This is a genomic window from Litoribacterium kuwaitense (assembly GCF_011058155.1).
Taxonomy (GTDB): domain Bacteria; phylum Bacillota; class Bacilli; order Bacillales; family DSM-28697; genus Litoribacterium; species Litoribacterium kuwaitense.
Map to the genome: position 1 here is coordinate 144072 of NZ_JAALFC010000005.1, position 19169 is coordinate 163240.

The following is a 19169-nucleotide window of genomic DNA, read 5'->3' on the forward strand; positions in this document are numbered from 1 at the left end:
CTCTTGCATTGATTCATAGTCTACTAAGAATACATAAAATACTGCTGTTCCTACTAAGATTGGCCTGGACCTTCGAATGACCAAACGAGTTCATTCGAATAGGTACTGTCACCGATTTGTAATTTGCCGCCGCCCTGAGAATCATAGTGGAATAATAGCTGCCCTTCGAATGTATCACCTGGCTGGATCTCACCTTCTGGAACTGGCACTTCATTATAGCCATAAAGATTCTCTGTACTTAATTCCGTTTCATCACTGTAAACCCATGCATCGGCAATATCTTCAACCATTAACGAATCAGATGATGTATTTTCAAAGGTCACATCTGCCACAGCAAAAACAAGTCCCTCTGGCTGTGTTTCTTCATCGACAGTGTCTGTAAACTCAACATTAGACACAGTCACTTTATAAGAACCTATTGTCGACTGGATTTCACCCGTCTCCCCGAGCTCTAGCTCCAGTCGCCCTTCCCCTACGACTGGCTCTGAAGAACCTTGATCGTCTGCTTCGGATTCTCCGTTGACTTTAGATGTTTCTGCTTCATTGTCCTCTGCTGGATCTGTCTCAACCTCTCCAGCGGCTTCTTCCGTGTCAGCGTCGTCTGTCGGTTCGTTTCCCCCATTACAGGCAGATAAAATGCTGATCAGAAATATAAAGGGGAGAAGCAGTCGAAACCGATTATTTTTCAAAATTTTTTCACCTCTTGCATTGATACGTTAGTTATACTAAGTATGATTAATTTTCCTGCAAACGTACTACGACTCATTGTTTAATGCTGGCAGTTCAAAATTCCATTTTAAAACATTTGAGTAAGCATTGCTTCCTAGTTCAATCTGATAGGCTGATCCATCTGCAACAACAAAAGAGAGTTGACCAGACATTGTTTCTCCTGGGGGAATTTCACCCTCGAAATTGTTGATTTCTTCAAAATATGATCTTTTCTCAAGCGAAGTCCCTGTCTCTTTATTGTTGATAAACGCACGGGATAATTCAACTGCATCAAGTGGATCATTTGAGGTGTTTTTTATACTCACTTCGGCAACAACATACGTTCCACCTTCAGGAGGAGCTTCTCCATCAATTCGATCCGGACTACTTACTTCACTGACGGTTACATCATATGTTCCCAATGTTGAATGGATTTCACCTGTTTCCCCGAGCTCTAGTTCTTCTTCTCCTTCACCGTAGGTTAGTTCTCCTGAACCTTCTTCAGTTTCGTCATTATCTTCCGTACTGTCTTCAGATGGTTCTGGTTCATTGTCCTCTGCTGGATCTGTCTCAATCTCTCCAGCGGCTTCTTCCGTGTCAGGGTCTTCTGTCGGTTCTTCTGCTGGTTCGTTTCCTCCGTTACAGGCAGATAAAACCAATACTGCTGAAAAAGCTGTTCCGATGAAAACTTTTTTCCAATGAATGTGTTTTGCAATTGTCATTGTGGTGTTCACTCCTTCGTTTTTGAGAACCATTGCTTCCAAAATGGTTTGTTTTTAACAGGCCTTGCTGGCCTTAGTAACACGACTGTCGCATTGTCATTCGTGTTTCTTTCCTCTGCTTGACGGATCAGTCTGCGACTCGCTTCCTGTAAGTCTTCATATACTTGGCTAAATCGCATCAGTTCTTCAATCTCGCTATCTGGAAATTGCGTATAAAAACCATCGCTGCATAAAAGAAAGATTTGGTGATCTTGAATATCGCCTTGCCGGTAGTAGGTTTGGCAGCCATATTCAATGCCTAGGCAGGCCAAGAGCACGTTTCGCTTCGGGTGCAGTCGTGCTTCTTCTTTTGACAAACGACCTTCCTTCATTTGCTTTGCTACCCACGAATGATCCTCTGTCATCTGCTGTACTTTAGGCTTTTTCTTGGAAAGGGGCACCGTTGTATCTCCACGATCGATTTCATCAGATGGCCCAAAGCCGTCATTTGACAGGCGATAGATTCGACTATCCCCAATATGACGAACGATAAATTGGTCTTGATGTAAAAACAGAACTGATGCCGTACTCCCCGCCTTTAACCCCTCGGCACTCCAATCTAGCAATATTTCATTTAACTGTTGCAGTGTTTGGTCTAAGCTCCTGCTGATATGCTCGTATGGCTTATTGAGTTCCAATAAAGCAGGTGCTTCCTCCTGCGCCCAAGTATCCAACACTTGAACGACAAGTCGACTGGCATCGTCTCCTGCACGATAACCGCCCATGCCGTCTGCAACAACGGCGAGTGTGTAGGGGGTATTCCCAGAACGGTGATACGTTTTAGCAAACCCATGGTCTTCGTTTATTTTTTTATTGGGTCCTTCTACGGACGTCACACCGACGTCCCACGCTTTGATTTTCATTCACCTGCATCCTGTTCAAAAATATACTGGATCTTGGCAAAGCCGATGACATCTTTAGTGTGGAGACCATACATTTTGTAAGGCACCATTTTTCTCCATTTAAAAACGTGCCATTCAAAGAGCCAAGATCTTTGACACCGTATTCGTTATCGACTCGAATGATTTCAAAGTGGGCTCTGGAGACGCCTTCTGTTTGTTCAACGATGTCCGCAGAATCCTCACTCCGCCCCACCACAACGTTCGCCGCTTCGATAAGAATGTTGTCTTTCTGTCCATCTTTTTCCTTTGTCAAGTATGCTGGCGGTGCTTTCGTCTGTATCGCATCGCGGTTGTCGTCTCCGAGCAAGGTCGTCTGATCAGGCTTTTTCTGAAGAAGCGTTGTATGCTGATTGAGCGCTTCATAATGTTGGGCTTCTTTTCTTGCACCAACCGCCTGAAAGGAATCTTCTTGTTCATCGCTTTCTTCTTTTGCTGTAGTATCTCTAGACTCACTTTGGGCAGGACGATGCGTTTGTGGCGTTGGCGCTGGAGCAGCGTGCGTTTGTTTTTTTCTTGGCTGTGGCCGTGCTGTTTTTGACATCGGCTGTGGTGGCTGTTCAGACGCTTCCTTTTGTCCAGGAGATAACAAATCAGAAATTGGCCGGCCCAGGCGCCACACTTTTGCATATATGCCCATCCCTGACAAAACAATCATGATGATGCCGAGGCTGATATAAAGCTGGCCTTCACTTGGGTTATCAAGATACATTTTAAATGCTAAAGCACTGACAAAAAAAGCGATGACACCCATGACCGTTTTCTCTCGCTGTGTAAGCTTAGGTAACGGCTCGGCGGCTGCTTTTTTAACGTTTCCTTTCGACGCTTGTTTTGCCTGAGACGTTTTGTGTTGCCCTGCTTGAGGCCGGGGTGTTTTCGCAATCGGCGGCGGTGATTGAGGCGGCCGTTTGACTTTTGACATTTTTTTGACCGTCTTTGGCGGCTCAGGCTCTTCTTTAACTGCAGGCTCTTCCGCTTGTTGCACCTCTTCAAGATTGATCTGATTCTCTGATGTGGAATCCCGCTTTAACGGCTGTTCAACGAGCGCATGCAACGTTTCTTTTAGCTCTTTCATACTGAAGGCAGGCTCACTGAGCTGCTGCAAAATTTGCTGATACCCACTGCCGTGCATTTCTTGCACCCGTCCGACAAGCGTTGTCGCCAAAGTCTTTAATTTCTCATGCAAGGGCAGGGTCTCAGGCCGTTTTTTCATTGGCACATAGATGAGGTGAATATCAAATAGCTCTTTGCCGATAAAAATAAACTGCTCATCCAATATGTAGTTGTGTTCTTTTAACATGTACTCTTTACTCGCTTCAAGCGTTTTTACGATGAGAAGCAGGAATTGGAACATATCTTTCATCGTAATGGTCTGCTCTTTTAAATATGTATGGAGCGGCTGTTTCGATGTAATGTCGTACAAAAAACGCACAGTAAAGTCCATTTCCTCCACATGCATATGGGCAACGTAAGGAATTTGATTGGCGCGCAGCATGTTCAATTCCACTTGGGCTAATTCATCACTATGGATCGGTGCTTCATCCTTCGTCAATACGAGATAATGACCATTTTCATCAATGACATCATATTGATACCCTTCAACGTGTACTTTCATAAATTGCCTCCTCTCAAAAAGCAATATATCCTAAAGCAAAAGTCAAAACGGCAGCAGGTGCGACAGCGTACATAAAGGGAAAACGAACTTGGGTTCTTCCGCTCGCTGTCTCACGTTCGACGATGCCGGGTACTTTCGTTTGGATACTTGACCATTGTCCTTTTCCAGCCCACCTCAACAACATGACAAGAAGTCCAATGAGTCCTGATAAAATAACGGCATAGATTAATAGAGTGAGGACGAAGCTTGCCCCACCAATTGTTCCTACAGCGGCAAACAGTTTTACATCCCCCGCTCCTAATGCTTTAAATACATATAGAAAAAGCGTCGGTAGCAGACCAGCGATAAAACCAATCACTGCAAAAGTGAGTCCATCCACCCCATACAAACCGTGATAGAGCAAACCGACGATCAACCCGACAACCACTAAAGCATTGGGAATTTTGGAAGAGCGAATATCGGTATAGAAGGCGATGATTAACAATAGAATGATGCCTATTTCATACATTTCCACGTGATGCCCTCCTTAAGCGCCAGTCCATACTCGTTCAAAGCCTTTTTTTCTTAATAAAATGTTTTCTTCTACAAAAGGAAGAGGCAAAGGAAGTTCATACGTCACCTCAATCGAGAGATACGAATCGGCGCCGCCATTCAGCCCTGGGACATCAACCTTTACTTCCTTGATGCCTTCAAACGGCATCACACCATCGTCAAGATAATGCTTCACGAGTGCTTTTGCAGGGCCCTCTGCACCACTTTCGACGAAGCTTTGAAAATCAAAGCCAGCGACGACGTCGCTGAGCGCCTTTTTCCCCATGTCCGTCATCATAGCATTCACGTCGAACTGATTCGTTTCCGGATTATAATAGTCTTCAATGTTTTGCAGTTCACCACTAATCGCTCCACTCGCTCCACCGGCGATTTTTTGGACTGGATAAATATGAGTGGCCACCTGCTTTGTCCCTTCAGACACTGCATGCTGAAGTGCAGCCTCAGCCGCTGCAATTTTGATGATACCAACGAGAAACAGTAAAAACATCAGGAATAAAGGAACGACAATCGACGCTTCAAGCGAAATGCTCCCTTCTTTATTGGACAAAAACCGTCTCATGCCATCCCCTCCTTAATACGAAAAGACTGCTTCTTTCTTTATCGTTAACTCGTCATCATTGACTTTCCCTGGCAAGACACCGGCTGTATTCAAAAGCTGAGCGACACCTGGCAGGAACCAAAGCTTTACGCTAACTTCAGCCTCGCCTGTAATGTACGTCGGCCGTTGCGTTAAATCCGACGATGTCTTGTCGTCAAGCATCGCTTTGATCCGGTTTAGCTTCTCCTCCTTATTCATCGTTAAGAGTAAGAATAAGCGGAGGTAGTCGTTGTAGTTAAAGAATATCCCTTTAGTTAATTCATTAGAGATTAAAGGAACAGAATTCCTCTCAACAGCATCAACACTGGTTAAGGCATTTACATCACCTATAGCCTTTTCTAAAGCATAACTAATTGCAATAATAGCAACCACGACCGGATGGCTACCAGCGCGTACTGATTTTTGGTTAAAAGCATCAATCAACCGCAACGCAAAGCGGATTAAAAACAAGTCGCGGATCATCGCGGCGTAATTGGCTCCTGAGACGTGGTGACCGTAGATGATGTATTCGATCTCTTTGTTTTCCAGCAAATAACTGTTTGGATCTTTTATGTCATAGGGAGCTGTACTGACAAAACGGGTCATGATATATTCGTTCACATACAGCTCGTCGCGGGCGGAAGTCAGCAATTGTGACAGCTTATTGATGATAGTATCCATGAAGTCCATCATCTCACCTGCTTTTTTAAGGCTTCCGTCTACCTCTACATCTTCTTCGACGGCGTTGTTGTATGCCCCATACTTTTGCATGGCTTGTAGGAGGCTTTCGTAGGCTCCGGCATCCGCTACGGCAGATTCGGCAAGCTGCATCGCTTTTTCTAGCTCCTTGTTTGCGTTGTCAGCATTTTGATCGGCTTCTTCTTGAGCCTTGTCTTCATCTCCGCCGCGTTTACGCCAATCCCCTTGAATGTAATCATGGGCATCTTCAATGTTTTCGTATTGCCCAGTTGCTGTTTGTGACAGTTGATCGCTCTTGAGATTCGATTGGCCGGCATTTTCAAGCTTCTCTATGCTTGTAAAATGCTTTTTGTATGCGCTCAAGTCCGTGTTCAAGGTGTCTGATTTTTCGATGGCAGCGTCAATCTTTTCCTCGAGTGTCGACAGTTCATCGGTGTAGAGAACGTCTTCGATGTTTTGCCCTTCAATTTCCTGTTCCGCGTCATTCAATTGATCACTCGGCGCATTTTCGCCCCGGTGGTCGCGCACATTTTCGTACGCAGCCGCATTTTCATTTTTATGCTCGTTAATCGTCGTTTCGATTTTCTGATTGAGTTCTACCGTTTCACCAGCCAAGGTTTTGATCTCTGCCAACAACTGACGAATGTCTTCCTGCCGCGATGATAAATCGTTGACGAGGTTCTTACTCGAGCGGTAATACTTTTCGGCTTCTTTTTTACCGTCTTTTTCTTCATCGCCGCTTTCCTCGCCGCCTTCTCCACTTTCTTCTTCCTTCTCTTCCTCAGCTTTAAGGGCGTCTTTAAATTCGTCGTAGTACTCCGGGATTCCAGGAAGGGTTTTAATATTTGTGAATGTATTCCCTGAACCGTCTGTCATCCCTGTGTTCTGTGCAGCGGCTAGATCTTTTGCTTCTTTTAATTTGTCTTGTATCTCTTGCAGTTTATTTTCCCGGTCGTCATAGTCGTCCGCAATCTTTTCAGAGATATCGATAAAGTTCGAAGCATCCTCAGCTGCGTCTGCGACAATCGTAAATTTATCGATAATCGACAAGGTAAACTCGATCGGCGCACGGTATTTCATTTCTTCTAAAATTTGCCTTTCAAAAATATCATTATTCGCAAGTTCGCGATTGTCTCCAAGGTCAACGGTGGCCCTGTCCAACTTAGGAGACACGAGTTTAAATATTCCGTCGCCTGCAACGGTTTCACCGAGATTTTCTTGAACGACTTTTTCGAAGATTGCTTGTGCCGATTCGTCCCCTTCTTGATAACTGTACATCCCAAAGCCTTGCAAGCCGCCATCATATGAAGAGGCGACGGAACGAACGCCTGTTTTGACAGCATTTTCAGCGACTTGGTCCGCGACCATAATGCGCGCGTAATCGATCAACACCGCGTGAAACACGAACACAATCAGGATGATCACCAGCAGGAAAATGGTGACCGACCCACGTTCACGATCATGAGAAGGATGTCGAAACATTGAGCCACCTCCTTGCTGGCTTTTTACATTTTCTTCATTTACGCTTCATAAGGCTTTTCGCTCGTTCAAGTGATATGTTGCTGTTTTGGCTGATGTGCGAAGCAATCCGCTGAGCGTACGTCGCCATTAAATCAGACGTGCGCATAAATTCCACCGGATCGGTAATTGTGGCGCTCGCCTCTGCCTGTAAATTGCCATCTAGCAAGTTCCCTAGAAGCTCAGGCATCCGTAACGTTTTTTCCAGCTTAACCGTCACCTTTTTCTCATAGAGGTGGTTGCTGTATTCGACCGTTCCCGTCGTACCGTCACGAAAAACAGTTGTTGCGTGCTTCCCGAGTTTTTGTTCGATGAGTCCGCCACCTGATTGGCCAATTTGAATGGACGTTTGTGCGCCCCCGTCTCCAAAGGCATCAAACAACAGTTCGAGCACTTGGTCGCTCGTCAGCCGCCAATATAAGCCGTCCCGCTCACCGATATCAAAAGCGCCAGTCTCCGGATGCTTATTGCTGTTGTCCCACACGTACGCGACACGCTCAGCAGCCACCGAGGCGCGCTGATACAAGACGACGCGTTCGTATACATAGAGTGACAGAATCAGCATCGCGATGACTGAAAGAAAAATAATCGGGAAGACGAGCGAGGCTTCAAGCGTAAAACTCCCTTTTTCGTCTTTGAGAAATGACTTATTTTTGTGCAGTTCATAGCGCATCGTCATCATTCCTTAGTCAGATTGATTACTCTCCTCCCCCATCAATGATCTCATCAATTTGATTGCTATTTGAATTCATAATGTCTTTTACCCAAGTTTCAATATTATTTTTAAAGAGGATCGCTACCGCGATCAACACCGCAATAATCAACAAAATTTCTAACGTCCCGAGCCCTTCTTCGTCATTCCAAAACGCTTTACATTGCTCCCAGAACAAGTTCATCTAAATTCCTCCTTAAAATTCACATCATTTGCAAGGCGGGATAGGCGACGACGACTAAAATGGCCACAAAGATAAAAATCATTGGGAAAACAAGCTTAGACGAGGCTTGCTCGCCTCTCGTACGCGCGATCGCCTTCCGCTTTTCCCACAGCTCGCGTGACAGCTCGCGCAAGGCAACGACAAATTCACTGCCTCCGCGACGATAGTTGAGAAGCACGGTCGTCGTGAACACCGACACCTCTTGAATCGCACAGTTTTTACTAAATTGCTCGAGCGCCTGGTTAAAAGGCTCGTTGTTGCGCAGACGGGTCACTGTATCGTGTAATTCCTTATACAGCGCATTGTCTTTATTCTGGTTACGGTCAATACAATGAATCATCGCTTTTTGCACGGTTTCCCCGGCATTGACGAGAAGCGTCAGCTTATTGACAAACTCCGGCAGTGCTAGCACGATTTCCTCTTCCCTTTTTTTAATACGGTCACTAATCCGCCGAATCATTAGCGGTGGTACGATGACGGCCATGAAGAATCCGAGGAAGAAAAGGGCATTGTCACCCTCGTTCACAGCGGCCAACAATGTGAAAATGAAGAGCACTGCCAACGAAAAGGACAACAGCTGCGCAAGCGTCATTCGTGTATAATCAAGCGCTGTCCGATTGCCATACAACCGAATAATTTTTTGGTGGAGCTGCGTAATTTGATGAGGAAAACGCTCCATGACTTTCATTTTTTCAATGATGAATAACGAAATCGGCGCTAAAAATACGAGTTGAAACTCTTTTTCATATTGCTTAACAAATGGACCAAACGCTTTTTTTGCCTTTCCTTGACATAAGAGAAAAAATAACAGCATGATCAGTACGATCCCTAAATAGATATACATATGTTTACACCTTAATATTCATGATTTTCTGTGAGAGCCAAAAACTGAAGATCAAGACTCCGATCGCTAACGTCATCACAAAAGGACCGGTGCCAGGAAATTGGTATAAAGGTGCCATGTAGTCAGGTGAGCTTAAGGCCAAAGCCGAAATCATGACGAAGGGCGCAATATTTAAGATGCGTGACTCCAAACGTTTTTGCGACACGACGACAGAGATCTCTTGCTGAATATCGAGCTTGTCACCGATAATGGTCGATGTTCGCCGTACCACCTCGACGAGATCGCCGCCATTGCGCTTACACGTCGAAATGACATCGGAAAAATTTTGAATATCCTCTATATCCGAGCGGACCGCAAAGTTTTCAACCGCACGCTCGATCGGCTCTCCGTTTTCGACCTTCCGATTGATGAGCTCAAACTCCTGAATAATGTACGTGCGCTCATCCGGATAAAGCAGCTTCAAATCAAGGGCGACTTCGCGGAAGGCATTTTCTAATGATTTACCCGCAGCTAATGACGACGACAATGAATACAGCGCCTGCTTAAATTGCAAGCTTAGTTCATTCTTTCGTTGCTCAATCAATTGCCGGATACGAAACCGTGGTGCGAAGAGCGCGAATAAGGATAACAGAAGCGACACAATGATATTCTGATAGAACACAATGCCGATTAATAAGAGAACCGCTGCGACGGCGAGGACCGCTGTGAGCCATTCAACTCTTGAAAGCTGATAATCGCCGTAATATGTTTCATACTGGGCAAATACCCCACTGCTTGCCGGCGGTTTTGCTTTCGCACCTTTATCCTTTTTCTTCCGTTTATTTTTGTCCTGTTCGTTATCGTTCTCTTTCACCGCCTTATTCTTTCCCCGGCGGTCTGAGAGGAGGAATAAGAGCATTAACACAACGCCTACTGCTAGAGCGATCCAAATGAGTTCCATCGCGATCCCTCCTTTACGATATCATCGTAGTGATATCTGGAACCTCTAACCCAGCAGCCTTTAAGCGGAAGGTTTGCTCGAGGGCGTGACCAGTCGGTTGGAGACTGCCGATGATTACTCCTTCATCGGTTTCACGCTCTTCGACAAATTCAAAGAGCGGTCTGAGCACATAGTCACCGTTTTCCACGCCAATCATTTCGCTAATTGAGACGACCTTTCGCGACTTGTCTCGTAAGCGTGTGAGGTGAACCATAATATTAATGGCTGAAGCAATTTGCTGACGAATCACTTCAACTGGCAGCTGTGCCGCCGACAACACCATCGTTTCAAGCCGGCTGAGCATATCACGCGTTGAGTTGGCGTGTCCTGTCGACAACGATCCGTCATGACCTGTATTCATTGCCTGTAACATATCCAACGCTTCTGCGCCACGTACCTCGCCGACAATGATCCGGTTAGGGCGCATCCTGAGCGACGTACGAATTAAATCACGAATCGTCACTTCCCCTTTGCCCTCCGTATTGGCATTGCGCGTCTCTAAAGCGACAAGATTGGGAACGTTGCGAATTTGCAGTTCAGCAGAATCTTCAATCGTAATGATCCGCTCATCTTTAGGAATAAAATTGGATAATACATTCAAAAATGTCGTTTTCCCTGACCCAGTACCGCCAGACACGAAAACATTGTATTTGGCTTTAACGAGGCTTTCGAGAAATGAGGCGACTGGTGCTGTAATCGCCTTCCACTTAATCAGATCGTCAACACTAATCGGCTTCTCAGGAAATTTCCGAATGGTCATCGTCGGGCCTCTCAAGGCGATCGGTGGCAAAACGACATTGACCCGCGAGCCGTCCTCTAAACGAGCATCGACAATCGGTGATGATTCATTGACAATCCGATTGACCCGAGACACAATGCTTTGAATAATATCTTCAAGCTTTGCGCGTGAAGGGAATTGGATGTCCGTCCGAATCACTTCGCCGGCCCGCTCGATAAACACTTCGTCATGGCTATTCACCATAATCTCAGTGACTGTCTTATCATCTAATAGAGGCTGCAACGCGTCTAAACCTCGAAACGATGAAAACACCGCATCGATGAGCTGTTGTTTTTCTGAAGCTGTTAACCGCTTTTCTTTTGAATAGGCAAAAATAATTTCTTCAATTTTTGCCTCAAGCTCTTCATCCGATGTCGAGGCAGATAAATCGAGCTCATCCATCACTTCATTTTTCAATTCTTTAATTAACGCTAAATCGTTCATACAGTCTCCACCGTATCTTTGCTGCGCTTCGTCGTCATTAAGGAAAATAGTTCTCGTACTTGTTCCATGTATAAGGCTGAGTGATAGAGCTGATGAGCATCGGTGACCGTTTTCCAATCAGGAACATACGGAAGACGTGATTGAATATCAAAACCGTAAGACGAGAAGATTTCTTCTTCGTCACCGAGAAATTTATTTAAAATAAAGCCAATCCGTTGCTCGATGTGCGCTCCACTCGCATATTTCTCCAGGCTTTCGAGGTAGATCCTTGTTTTTTCATAACTTCTCAAGTCATCCGTCAGGAGCTGCAACACATAATGGCTTTTTTTCAACGCACCGATCATTCGCGGCTGTAAAGACGAATCGCCATCAATGACGACAAAATCAAACGCTTCTGTTTTGTCCGCTGCTGAGATTAACGCCTGCGCGTCCTGATCTGATAGTTCTTGAATATCAGAACCTTCAGCCGGCAAGTTGAGAAAGTGCACGTTTGTCGCTTCGTCCTGGACGATATATTCCATATACTGCTCTTCTAATAGATCTGGCTTCGCTTTGGCATAATACAGTAGCGGTGAGGAATCCATATCCTTCGAGCTTCGAAAGAAGAGGTGCGTTGAATGGTATTCCTCTAAGCTGATGTACAAGACATTGTATTGTTGTGAAGCCATCGTTGCGGCGAGAAGCACCGATAAGGTCGTTTTTCCAGCCCCACCGCTTGCTGACGTAACTGTAAGTACTTGTGTTGTTTCGTTACTCGCCATTGAACCTGCAATTGGCCGGTTTAATGCATAATAATGATTGGTCAATTTTCGTAACATTTGCGGAAGAGGCTGATATTTAAAAACAGCACCTTCCTCCGGTTGGTCAGAAAGAACAGCATGATACCGAATATGTTTCTCAAGAAGCTCTTCGTCCAGTGTCATCTCTTGTGATGACAATACGAGATCCGTTTTTGTCCGGCTTCGTAAAAATTCGTCCAAGCTTTCGGTAGTCGAAAACATTTTTACATCATATCGTTGATCATCCTCTGAAGATCGAAAGAATTGTGCCAGAGATTGCAAATACTCCTGATCGGTGTCTGCAATGGCTAATGTTAAACTTCGCTTCACTTCCATACGATTCTCTCCCTTAACCCCTCAAATCTTATAGCTTCATAAAGCCTCCAACTACAAAAATGATGCCGATAACAGCGAGGGTTAATGCGATACGTTGACATTGGACCTGACTCAAAGGATTCCACCATCCTTACTGATAATCATTCAACATTGTATCGAACGATTTCCAGTTTTTCACGTTTTAATTTTATGTCCTTTATGACAAAAAAGGGACTAATGTCTTTCTCTATGTTACATTTACGTGTCGAACGATCATGTTTTTCCAATTTTTAGTTGTTCATTTCTACTAATGAACTACCCATTATTTACCTTAACAAACCCATCCAATACAAAAATGAGAATATATACCTAATACAAAATGTTTCTAAAACACTCAAATGTCTTTAACCTTTTAACGTAGATATACTGTACATTGGTGGCATATCTATAGATTACACAACATGTCATTCACAAAAGAACAATTTACTTTTGGCAATACTCATCATGTTGTTATTGAGCACATAGCTTCCTTGCACACCTTGATTGAAACTGTCTGCCAAGCGAACTTCGTCCTACATCAAAAAAAGTGTAGACAAAGTCAAAGCTGACTTCACCTACACTCTTCGTATCTAAGCATTCATCATTTATTGATCCATGTCAGCACGGACAGATAGAAGCCGTGTGAATACTGTAGCTGCCTGTGCTCTCGTCACGGACGCATCAGGTTTAAACTCATCATTCATGCCTTCCATAATTTCAAAGTGGTGAACGATTGCTGCTGCACCTTTATTGTCGATGTCATCAGCATCCGCAAAGTCAATTTGGAACAAATCATTTGCATCTGCCAGTTCTTCGTATCCAAGTACTCGTGTTATGAAAAGAGCTAATGCATCACGCTCAACAACGGCATTTGGATTAAAATCCTTGCTATCTTCAGGATTGAGGTATCCTTGACGAACTGCTGCTTCAACAAATGCAAAATAAGGGCTGTCAGCACTTACATCATTAAAGGTTGCTTTTGCAGTCGAATCCGCAGCAAGCTCTTCGTAATAAAAAGGATCAGGACGCTCTACAAGCATCATCATTTTTACCATTTCTCCGCGCGTTAGCTCATCATTTGGATGCACCATGCCATCCTCATCAATGTTTAAAGCACCATAGCTGATTAATAGCGAAAGTGCATCCTCTGCCCAATGCCCATCAATATCCTTGACATCTTCGGCAGAAACCACTGGCTCACCAGTATCCCGCGACATGTATTCCCCTTCAATGGCATCGAAATACGTTTCCCACTGACTTGGATTTTCTCGCAGTTGATAAACAAGCTGGATTGATTCCTCTTGACTATCCTCATCCGGAAGAGAAAGATACACAGGTTCAACAGAATAAGGCTCTAAAATCTCAGGACGAACATCAGCAATCGGCAGCGCCTGATCTGTTGACGGGCCAGTAAAGTCAACATCCCAATTCACGTAATACCCTTTTAGTTCACCGGTTTTTCCATCAATGCGAATATCAATACCTTGACTTTCTACAAGTGCCCCATCTAAGACACGATCAAAATTGATATTATAATCCGATCCATAGCTGTATCCTGGCTGCGGGCTTTCCGTTAATTGATGCAGCAAATGTGGTGAATACGTTTCTATCCATTTAACAGCGTGATCGTATGCCTCGTCACGGTCCATCGTTTTTTCCTTATCTGTCTCACTTGTAGGTGAATAGGTTGAATACATTAACAACTCGCCTGTCTCAGCATGAATATCGCCACTGACTCTTTCATTTGTCTCTTCATTTAAAAAGCTTAAACTCCACAGAGAGTTATTATCATATTGGCTAAACGACACATTCTGTAAAGTAGCGTCGTCAGAAACATCTACGACTTCTTTAAAATGGGCAATCGCTTCTTCCTGCGTCAAAGCATCTTTTTTCGCTGGACGCTCTGCTTGAGGCTCATCCTTTAATCGTTTTAAAGGTGCTGTTTTTCTATCTTCAACTTGACCATCTGGTCGCATCCACTCGCCTGTTTTAGCGTTGAGTAGTGTTGCGGAGGAAGCTAAATCGTATACGAGGGCAACTTTCGGCTCTTCACCGACAGAACGCGACGTATACATTTTTTTGTAGACGAGCTGCAAAGGTAGATCATCTGCAAAGCGTTTATTCGCTTCTTCCTGCTTGATCATGTTATTCGTTGCAGGGAAATCACGAGCTTCTTGCCACGATAAGGAAAGAAAAGACACCTTTCCATCACCACGAACATCAATAGAAACATCATTTTCAGGATAAGGAATGCCATTGACCTCTTGTGGAAAACTGTAACTGTAAACGACACGTCCGCCTAATGGCGGCTTATCTCCCTGACCAGTTTCTTCTTCATCGCCGAGTTGTTCGTAAATCTCTGGAAATTCTTTGGCGATATATTCTTTTGCAATTTGTTTTGCTTCTTCACGATTCACTTCTGGAGGATACTGGCTGACTTGCTTCTGGAGCGGTAACGAAATACGGTATGATGCCACTTCGTTTGTCATTGCGTTTACTTCTACAAAAACCGAGCCATGGTACATCGCTGTTTCTTTTTCATCTTTTTCTTGCTGCCATTGAACGTTCCACACTGGCCCTTCACCGTAGGAGGACAACGAAACGCTCTGTAATGAATAACCTGCTGGAATATCCTTAAATGCTTTTGCCGTTTCAATTGCTTCCTCTTTTGTGACTGAAGCAAGTTCTTTGAGTTCCTCTTCCGACTTCATCGTATCCATACGGACGTTCATGTTTGAAGTCGACGAACTAGGTGCACTTTCCGATGTTTGAATTGATGATCGTATTGGCATATCCTCCTGTACGACTGCTGGCACTTCTGCGTATGCGCCTGCAGTTGGAATGGATATCGCCAATGTAAGAATAACTGATGCTGTTTTTTTGGCATATAGACACGCCCCCCTTTAAGGTGTATATCCAATTAGACGGTAGATGGTGGCAAAAGTTTCATCAATTGATATTTTTTCTTTTTCATGCTGCGTTAAACGGGTGTCCCTTGACAATTAGAACAATTCACGTAGAATAAGAAGTATTCAAATGAATCGAACAAAAGCTATGATAGGGAATAGTATTGACGTCACAATGTTAGAGAGAGAAGCTCATGGCTGAAAAGCTTCTTCATTCCCTGACGCAAAAACCCGCCCTAGAGCTTTCTGGCGATGAGTCGGACGCAAGCCAGCGATATCGGCACTCGGAAGATCAATTCTCTATATGGGGATTGGAATAAAGGTGGTACCACGGTGATAACCCGTCCTTATTTAAGGATGGGTTTTTTTATCGTTTGTCCGAATGATTTCACTTCGGGAAAAATACCGTATGCTTATCATTATAATTAGGAAGGTTTTCAACATGAATAAACGAATCGTTGTTAAAATTGGTAGCTCTTCATTAACGAATGCAACAGGCTCACTTTCCCTAGAGAAGTTGCATGACCATACGAAAGCAATTGCTCGACTACGTCGGTTGGGACATCAGGTCATTTTAATTTCGTCTGGTGCCGTGGCAGCAGGATATAGTAAGCTTGGCTATCCAACCCGTCCAGTAACGATCCAAGGAAAACAAGCAGCCGCGGCAATTGGTCAAGTCGAGTTAATGCGCTATTATTCTAAGGCATTTCAAGACGAAAGTATTCACGTAGGCCAACTCCTTTTAACACGCGAAAATTTCACGAAGCAAAAACAATATCAAAATGCACATAACACACTGGAAGAACTACTCAAAAGAGGCGTACTGCCAATCATTAACGAAAATGACTCGGTGTCTATTGATGAGTTAACCTTTGGAGATAACGACATGCTTTCAGCTCTTGTCAGCGGACTCGTCCATGCCCGGATGACGATTTTACTTACTGACGTGAACGGCATATACGACCAGCCACCACACCTGTCTCCAGACGCCAAAAAGTACCATTATCTTCCTGCGGTCTCTGATGAGCTGCTCTTATCTGCCGGGCAGAGCCAAAGTGCTGTCGGTACGGGTGGAATGCGTTCAAAAATAGAAGCTGCCAAAACCGCCATCGCTTTTGGGAGCCAAGTCTTTATCGGAACTGGCACCGGAGCTGAAAAGCTGACCGATATTTTAAAAGGAAAAGGGGATGGAACGTACATCGGTTTTTCCGGCCATCCTCAAGCAACAACGAAAGAACAATGGATTGCTGTCCATAGCCTCCCTAAAGGAACTTTGCACATAGACCATGGCGCTGCCGAAGCAATTTTAAGCCGCGGCAAAAGCTTATTAACAGCAGGTATATGCAAAATAGACGGCGTTTTCCACCCCGGCGATGTCGTCGAGGTGCGAGAAATAAAAGGGCGATTAATTGCCCGCGGGATGGTTTCAATGTCAAGTGATGTGATTGCTGACAATGCAAACCTGCAAGAGCAACGACGACCTACTTCTATGGCGATTCATCGAGATAACTTAGTAACGATAAAAAAAGGAGAGATAATTCATGAGTGAACTACTAACAAAAGCCGAAGCAGCTAAAAAAGCGAGCAAGCTTCTTGCGCGCAATACAACCGCAGAGAAAAATGACGCTTTAGATGCGATTGCTCACCAGCTAGAAACAGATGAGTCTTCAATTTTAAACGCGAATGAACAAGATTTGATTAACGGCAAGAAAAACGGGCTAAATACCTCTCTTCTTGACCGCCTTCGGTTAACGTCAGAGCGAATTAAAGAAATGGCGTCTGCCTTACGGGAGTTAAAAGCGTTAGACGATCCAATTGGTCAAACGCTGTCCCAATGGACTCGACCAAACGGACTGCACATTCGTCAAGTTCGTGTTCCACTTGGGGTTATCGGAATGATTTACGAAGCAAGGCCAAATGTTACGATTGATGCAACAAGCCTTTGCTTAAAGACGGGAAATGCGTGTATATTGCGCGGTTCTTCCTCAGCCATTGAGTCGAACAAAGCACTTGTCGCATCGATTCATCGTGCGCTCGAAAAGACACCGCTCCCTGCTGACGCTGTTCAACTGCTCGAAGACACAAGCCGCGAAACGGCTGCGCAGATGTTTCGATTGAATTCACACCTTGACGTATTAATTCCGCGGGGAAGCGCCAATCTCATCCAGACGGTCATCCGTGAAGCGACGGTTCCCGTGCTCGAAACAGGTGCGGGGAATTGCCACGTGTATATTGACCACTCAGCACAGACAGATATGGCTACGAGCATTGCCATTAACGCAAAAACACAGCGCCCTTCTGTATGCAATGCCGCGGAAACATTACTTATACATGAAGAATGGGCGAAAAGTCATCTCAATGACCTCATTGAAAAGCTCATTGAAAGTGGTGTGGAAGTGAGAGGAGATGAAGCCACTCAAGCGGTTTCGCAAGCAGTACAAAAAGCAAGCAAAGAAGATTGGGCAACCGAATATAACGATATGGTTGTCGCAGTAAAGATTGTTCAAGGTGTCGAGGAAGCGATTCAGCATATCAACACTTATGGTACAACGCATTCTGAAGCTATTATTTCTGAAACAAAAGCCAACGTCGACACTTTCTTTACGAATGTTGATGCAGCCGCACTCTATCATAATGCCTCGACACGCTTTACAGACGGATTTGAATTTGGTTTTGGTGCTGAAATTGGTATTAGTACGCAAAAGCTGCATGCCCGCGGCCCAATGGGGTTAGAGGCCTTAACGTCTAGTAAGTATTTGATCAATGGTGAAGGCCAAATCAAATAAGTTCATTGCTGTGTAGACATGTATAAGCATGTGCCACATTGTCAAAAGGTAGACGTTCATAGACATTGTCCTGCTCTAAAACAAAAAATGAGATGCAAAAAACAAAGCGTTAATGCACATTCGCATTTCTAATAATGGCTGTATGATTAGCAGTAAACCAGCAGTAATCGAAAACGCTCAGATTTGAATTCTGAGTGTTTTCCTTATTCTATCTGTGACAGTCAGACGACTCATTCTTTCTTCTGTCTTTTGATTGTCAATATAACCGCCGCTACAATAGTAAATATTCCTACCAAAAGAACAAAGATGCCCGTATCTATTTGTTTGTTTTCGTTCACTCCGGCATTTTCTAAAGTTATTTCCTTTTTATCAGCCAAAAAATCATCTGCTATTTCCGTGTGCCTTGTTGTTGGCGAACAAAGTGGATGTACCCAATTGTCTCCTTCTTTGTTAAGGAAATATAAAAATTTTATGTTAAGCTGGCTTTCGCCAATCCATAGCTTCTTTTACAGTAATTTTTTCTTTACGCCTTTAAAGCTTTGCTCGACTTTTATCGTTAAAATTTTTTCCGAGTTTTTTCTTTATTTTTTTCCACTGTACCAATGACAACAGCGTCATATTCATCATAGGCAATATCTGGTGGAGAAGGCTCTACACATGACAAAGCAAAGCTTTGGTTAGGCATGAAAAACAAAGAGATTAAAAACGTGGCAATCAATATTTTTTCATATGAAAACCCAAATATTTTTATCGTTTTCTGACAGAAGACTCCCACTTCAAGGAATGTTAGGACGTTGTCCAATGAGTAAGTGGGAGATGAATGTCGGTTAGGCGTGATTCAAAAAGCTGTCTCTTTTTGCGCTAGGATATCATTAGTCTTATACAAAAGAAAGGCTGATATTTCGAGGAAATTAGATGATATCGAAAATCAAGGTCTAAAGTGAGGTGAAAAGCAATGTTGGTCAACAAAGCATACAAATTTCGTATTTACCCAAACAAAGAACAAGAAATCTTAATCGCAAAGACGATTGGTTG

18 protein-coding genes are annotated in these 19169 nt (G+C 44.1%); 3 read left to right on the plus strand and 15 right to left on the minus strand.

Annotation, left to right across the window (positions count from 1 at the left end; translation table 11 throughout):
* Positions 1–53: 53 nt before the first annotated feature.
* From G4V62_RS05535 to G4V62_RS05600, 14 genes are all read right to left on the minus strand, one after another.
* A complete protein-coding gene (locus G4V62_RS05535; RefSeq protein ID WP_165200024.1) occupies positions 54–689 on the minus strand; it encodes a DUF4352 domain-containing protein in 636 nt (211 codons plus the stop codon).
* 66 nt (positions 690–755) lie between these two features.
* Entirely contained in the window at positions 756–1430 is a 675-nt protein-coding gene (locus tag G4V62_RS05540; RefSeq protein ID WP_165200026.1) for a DUF4352 domain-containing protein, read from the minus strand.
* 8 nt (positions 1431–1438) lie between these two features.
* Positions 1439–2332 (minus strand): PP2C family protein-serine/threonine phosphatase, encoded by an 894-nt coding sequence (locus G4V62_RS05545; protein WP_165200027.1) that lies wholly within the window; start codon positions 2330–2332, stop codon positions 1439–1441.
* Positions 2280–3983: a DUF6382 domain-containing protein gene (locus G4V62_RS05550; protein WP_165200028.1), complete on the minus strand. Its 1704-nt coding sequence runs from the start codon at positions 3981–3983 to the stop codon at positions 2280–2282. The genes G4V62_RS05545 and G4V62_RS05550 overlap by 53 nt, the downstream gene beginning before the upstream one ends.
* 13 nt (positions 3984–3996) lie before the next feature.
* A complete protein-coding gene (locus tag G4V62_RS05555) occupies positions 3997–4491 on the minus strand; it encodes an A24 family peptidase (protein WP_246218280.1) in 495 nt (164 codons plus the stop codon).
* A gap of 18 nt (positions 4492–4509) precedes the next feature.
* On the minus strand, positions 4510–5094 hold the full coding sequence (locus tag G4V62_RS05560) for a TadE/TadG family type IV pilus assembly protein (protein WP_165200030.1): 585 nt from the start codon (positions 5092–5094) through the stop codon (positions 4510–4512).
* A gap of 12 nt (positions 5095–5106) precedes the next feature.
* Positions 5107–7293: a DUF5702 domain-containing protein gene (locus tag G4V62_RS05565; RefSeq protein ID WP_165200031.1), complete on the minus strand. Its 2187-nt coding sequence runs from the start codon at positions 7291–7293 to the stop codon at positions 5107–5109.
* 34 nt (positions 7294–7327) lie between these two features.
* Positions 7328–8002: a TadE/TadG family type IV pilus assembly protein gene (locus tag G4V62_RS05570; protein WP_165200032.1), complete on the minus strand. Its 675-nt coding sequence runs from the start codon at positions 8000–8002 to the stop codon at positions 7328–7330.
* Between the two features lie 25 nt (positions 8003–8027).
* On the minus strand, positions 8028–8225 hold the full coding sequence (locus G4V62_RS05575; RefSeq protein WP_165200033.1) for a Flp1 family type IVb pilin: 198 nt from the start codon (positions 8223–8225) through the stop codon (positions 8028–8030).
* A 19-nt stretch (positions 8226–8244) separates the two neighbouring features.
* Positions 8245–9108, minus strand: coding sequence for a type II secretion system F family protein (locus tag G4V62_RS05580; protein ID WP_165200034.1), 864 nt, complete (start codon positions 9106–9108; stop codon positions 8245–8247).
* A gap of 4 nt (positions 9109–9112) precedes the next feature.
* Positions 9113–10048, minus strand: coding sequence for a type II secretion system F family protein (locus tag G4V62_RS05585; protein WP_165200036.1), 936 nt, complete (start codon positions 10046–10048; stop codon positions 9113–9115).
* 13 nt (positions 10049–10061) lie between these two features.
* Positions 10062–11309, minus strand: a complete 1248-nt coding sequence (locus G4V62_RS05590) for a TadA family conjugal transfer-associated ATPase (RefSeq protein ID WP_165200038.1) — start codon at positions 11307–11309, stop codon at positions 10062–10064.
* Complete coding sequence (locus G4V62_RS05595; protein ID WP_165200040.1) at positions 11306–12424, minus strand: CpaE/TadZ family protein; 1119 nt, start codon at positions 12422–12424, stop codon at positions 11306–11308. The genes G4V62_RS05590 and G4V62_RS05595 overlap by 4 nt, the downstream gene beginning before the upstream one ends.
* Positions 12425–13047: 623 nt before the next feature.
* Positions 13048–15297 carry a YcdB/YcdC domain-containing protein gene (locus tag G4V62_RS05600; protein WP_165200042.1) on the minus strand — a complete coding sequence of 750 codons (2250 nt, stop codon included), beginning with the start codon at positions 15295–15297 and terminating at the stop codon, positions 13048–13050.
* Between the two features lie 493 nt (positions 15298–15790).
* On the opposite strand from G4V62_RS05600, the gene proB reads away from it, so the two are divergent.
* Together proB and G4V62_RS05610 are read left to right on the plus strand one after the other, a co-directional pair.
* Positions 15791–16897, plus strand: a complete 1107-nt coding sequence (gene proB, locus G4V62_RS05605) for a glutamate 5-kinase (protein ID WP_165200044.1) — start codon at positions 15791–15793, stop codon at positions 16895–16897.
* On the plus strand, positions 16890–18134 hold the full coding sequence (locus G4V62_RS05610) for a glutamate-5-semialdehyde dehydrogenase (RefSeq protein ID WP_165200046.1): 1245 nt from the start codon (positions 16890–16892) through the stop codon (positions 18132–18134). The genes proB and G4V62_RS05610 overlap by 8 nt, the downstream gene beginning before the upstream one ends.
* Positions 18135–18364: 230 nt before the next feature.
* Here G4V62_RS05610 and G4V62_RS05615 read toward each other — a convergent pair whose 3' ends face one another.
* Positions 18365–18511: a hypothetical protein gene (locus G4V62_RS05615; protein WP_165200048.1), complete on the minus strand. Its 147-nt coding sequence runs from the start codon at positions 18509–18511 to the stop codon at positions 18365–18367.
* Positions 18512–19089: 578 nt separating this feature from the next.
* On the opposite strand from G4V62_RS05615, the gene G4V62_RS05620 reads away from it, so the two are divergent.
* Positions 19090–19169: helix-turn-helix domain-containing protein (locus G4V62_RS05620; RefSeq protein WP_165200081.1), on the plus strand; the 80-nt coding region annotated here is incomplete at its 3' end.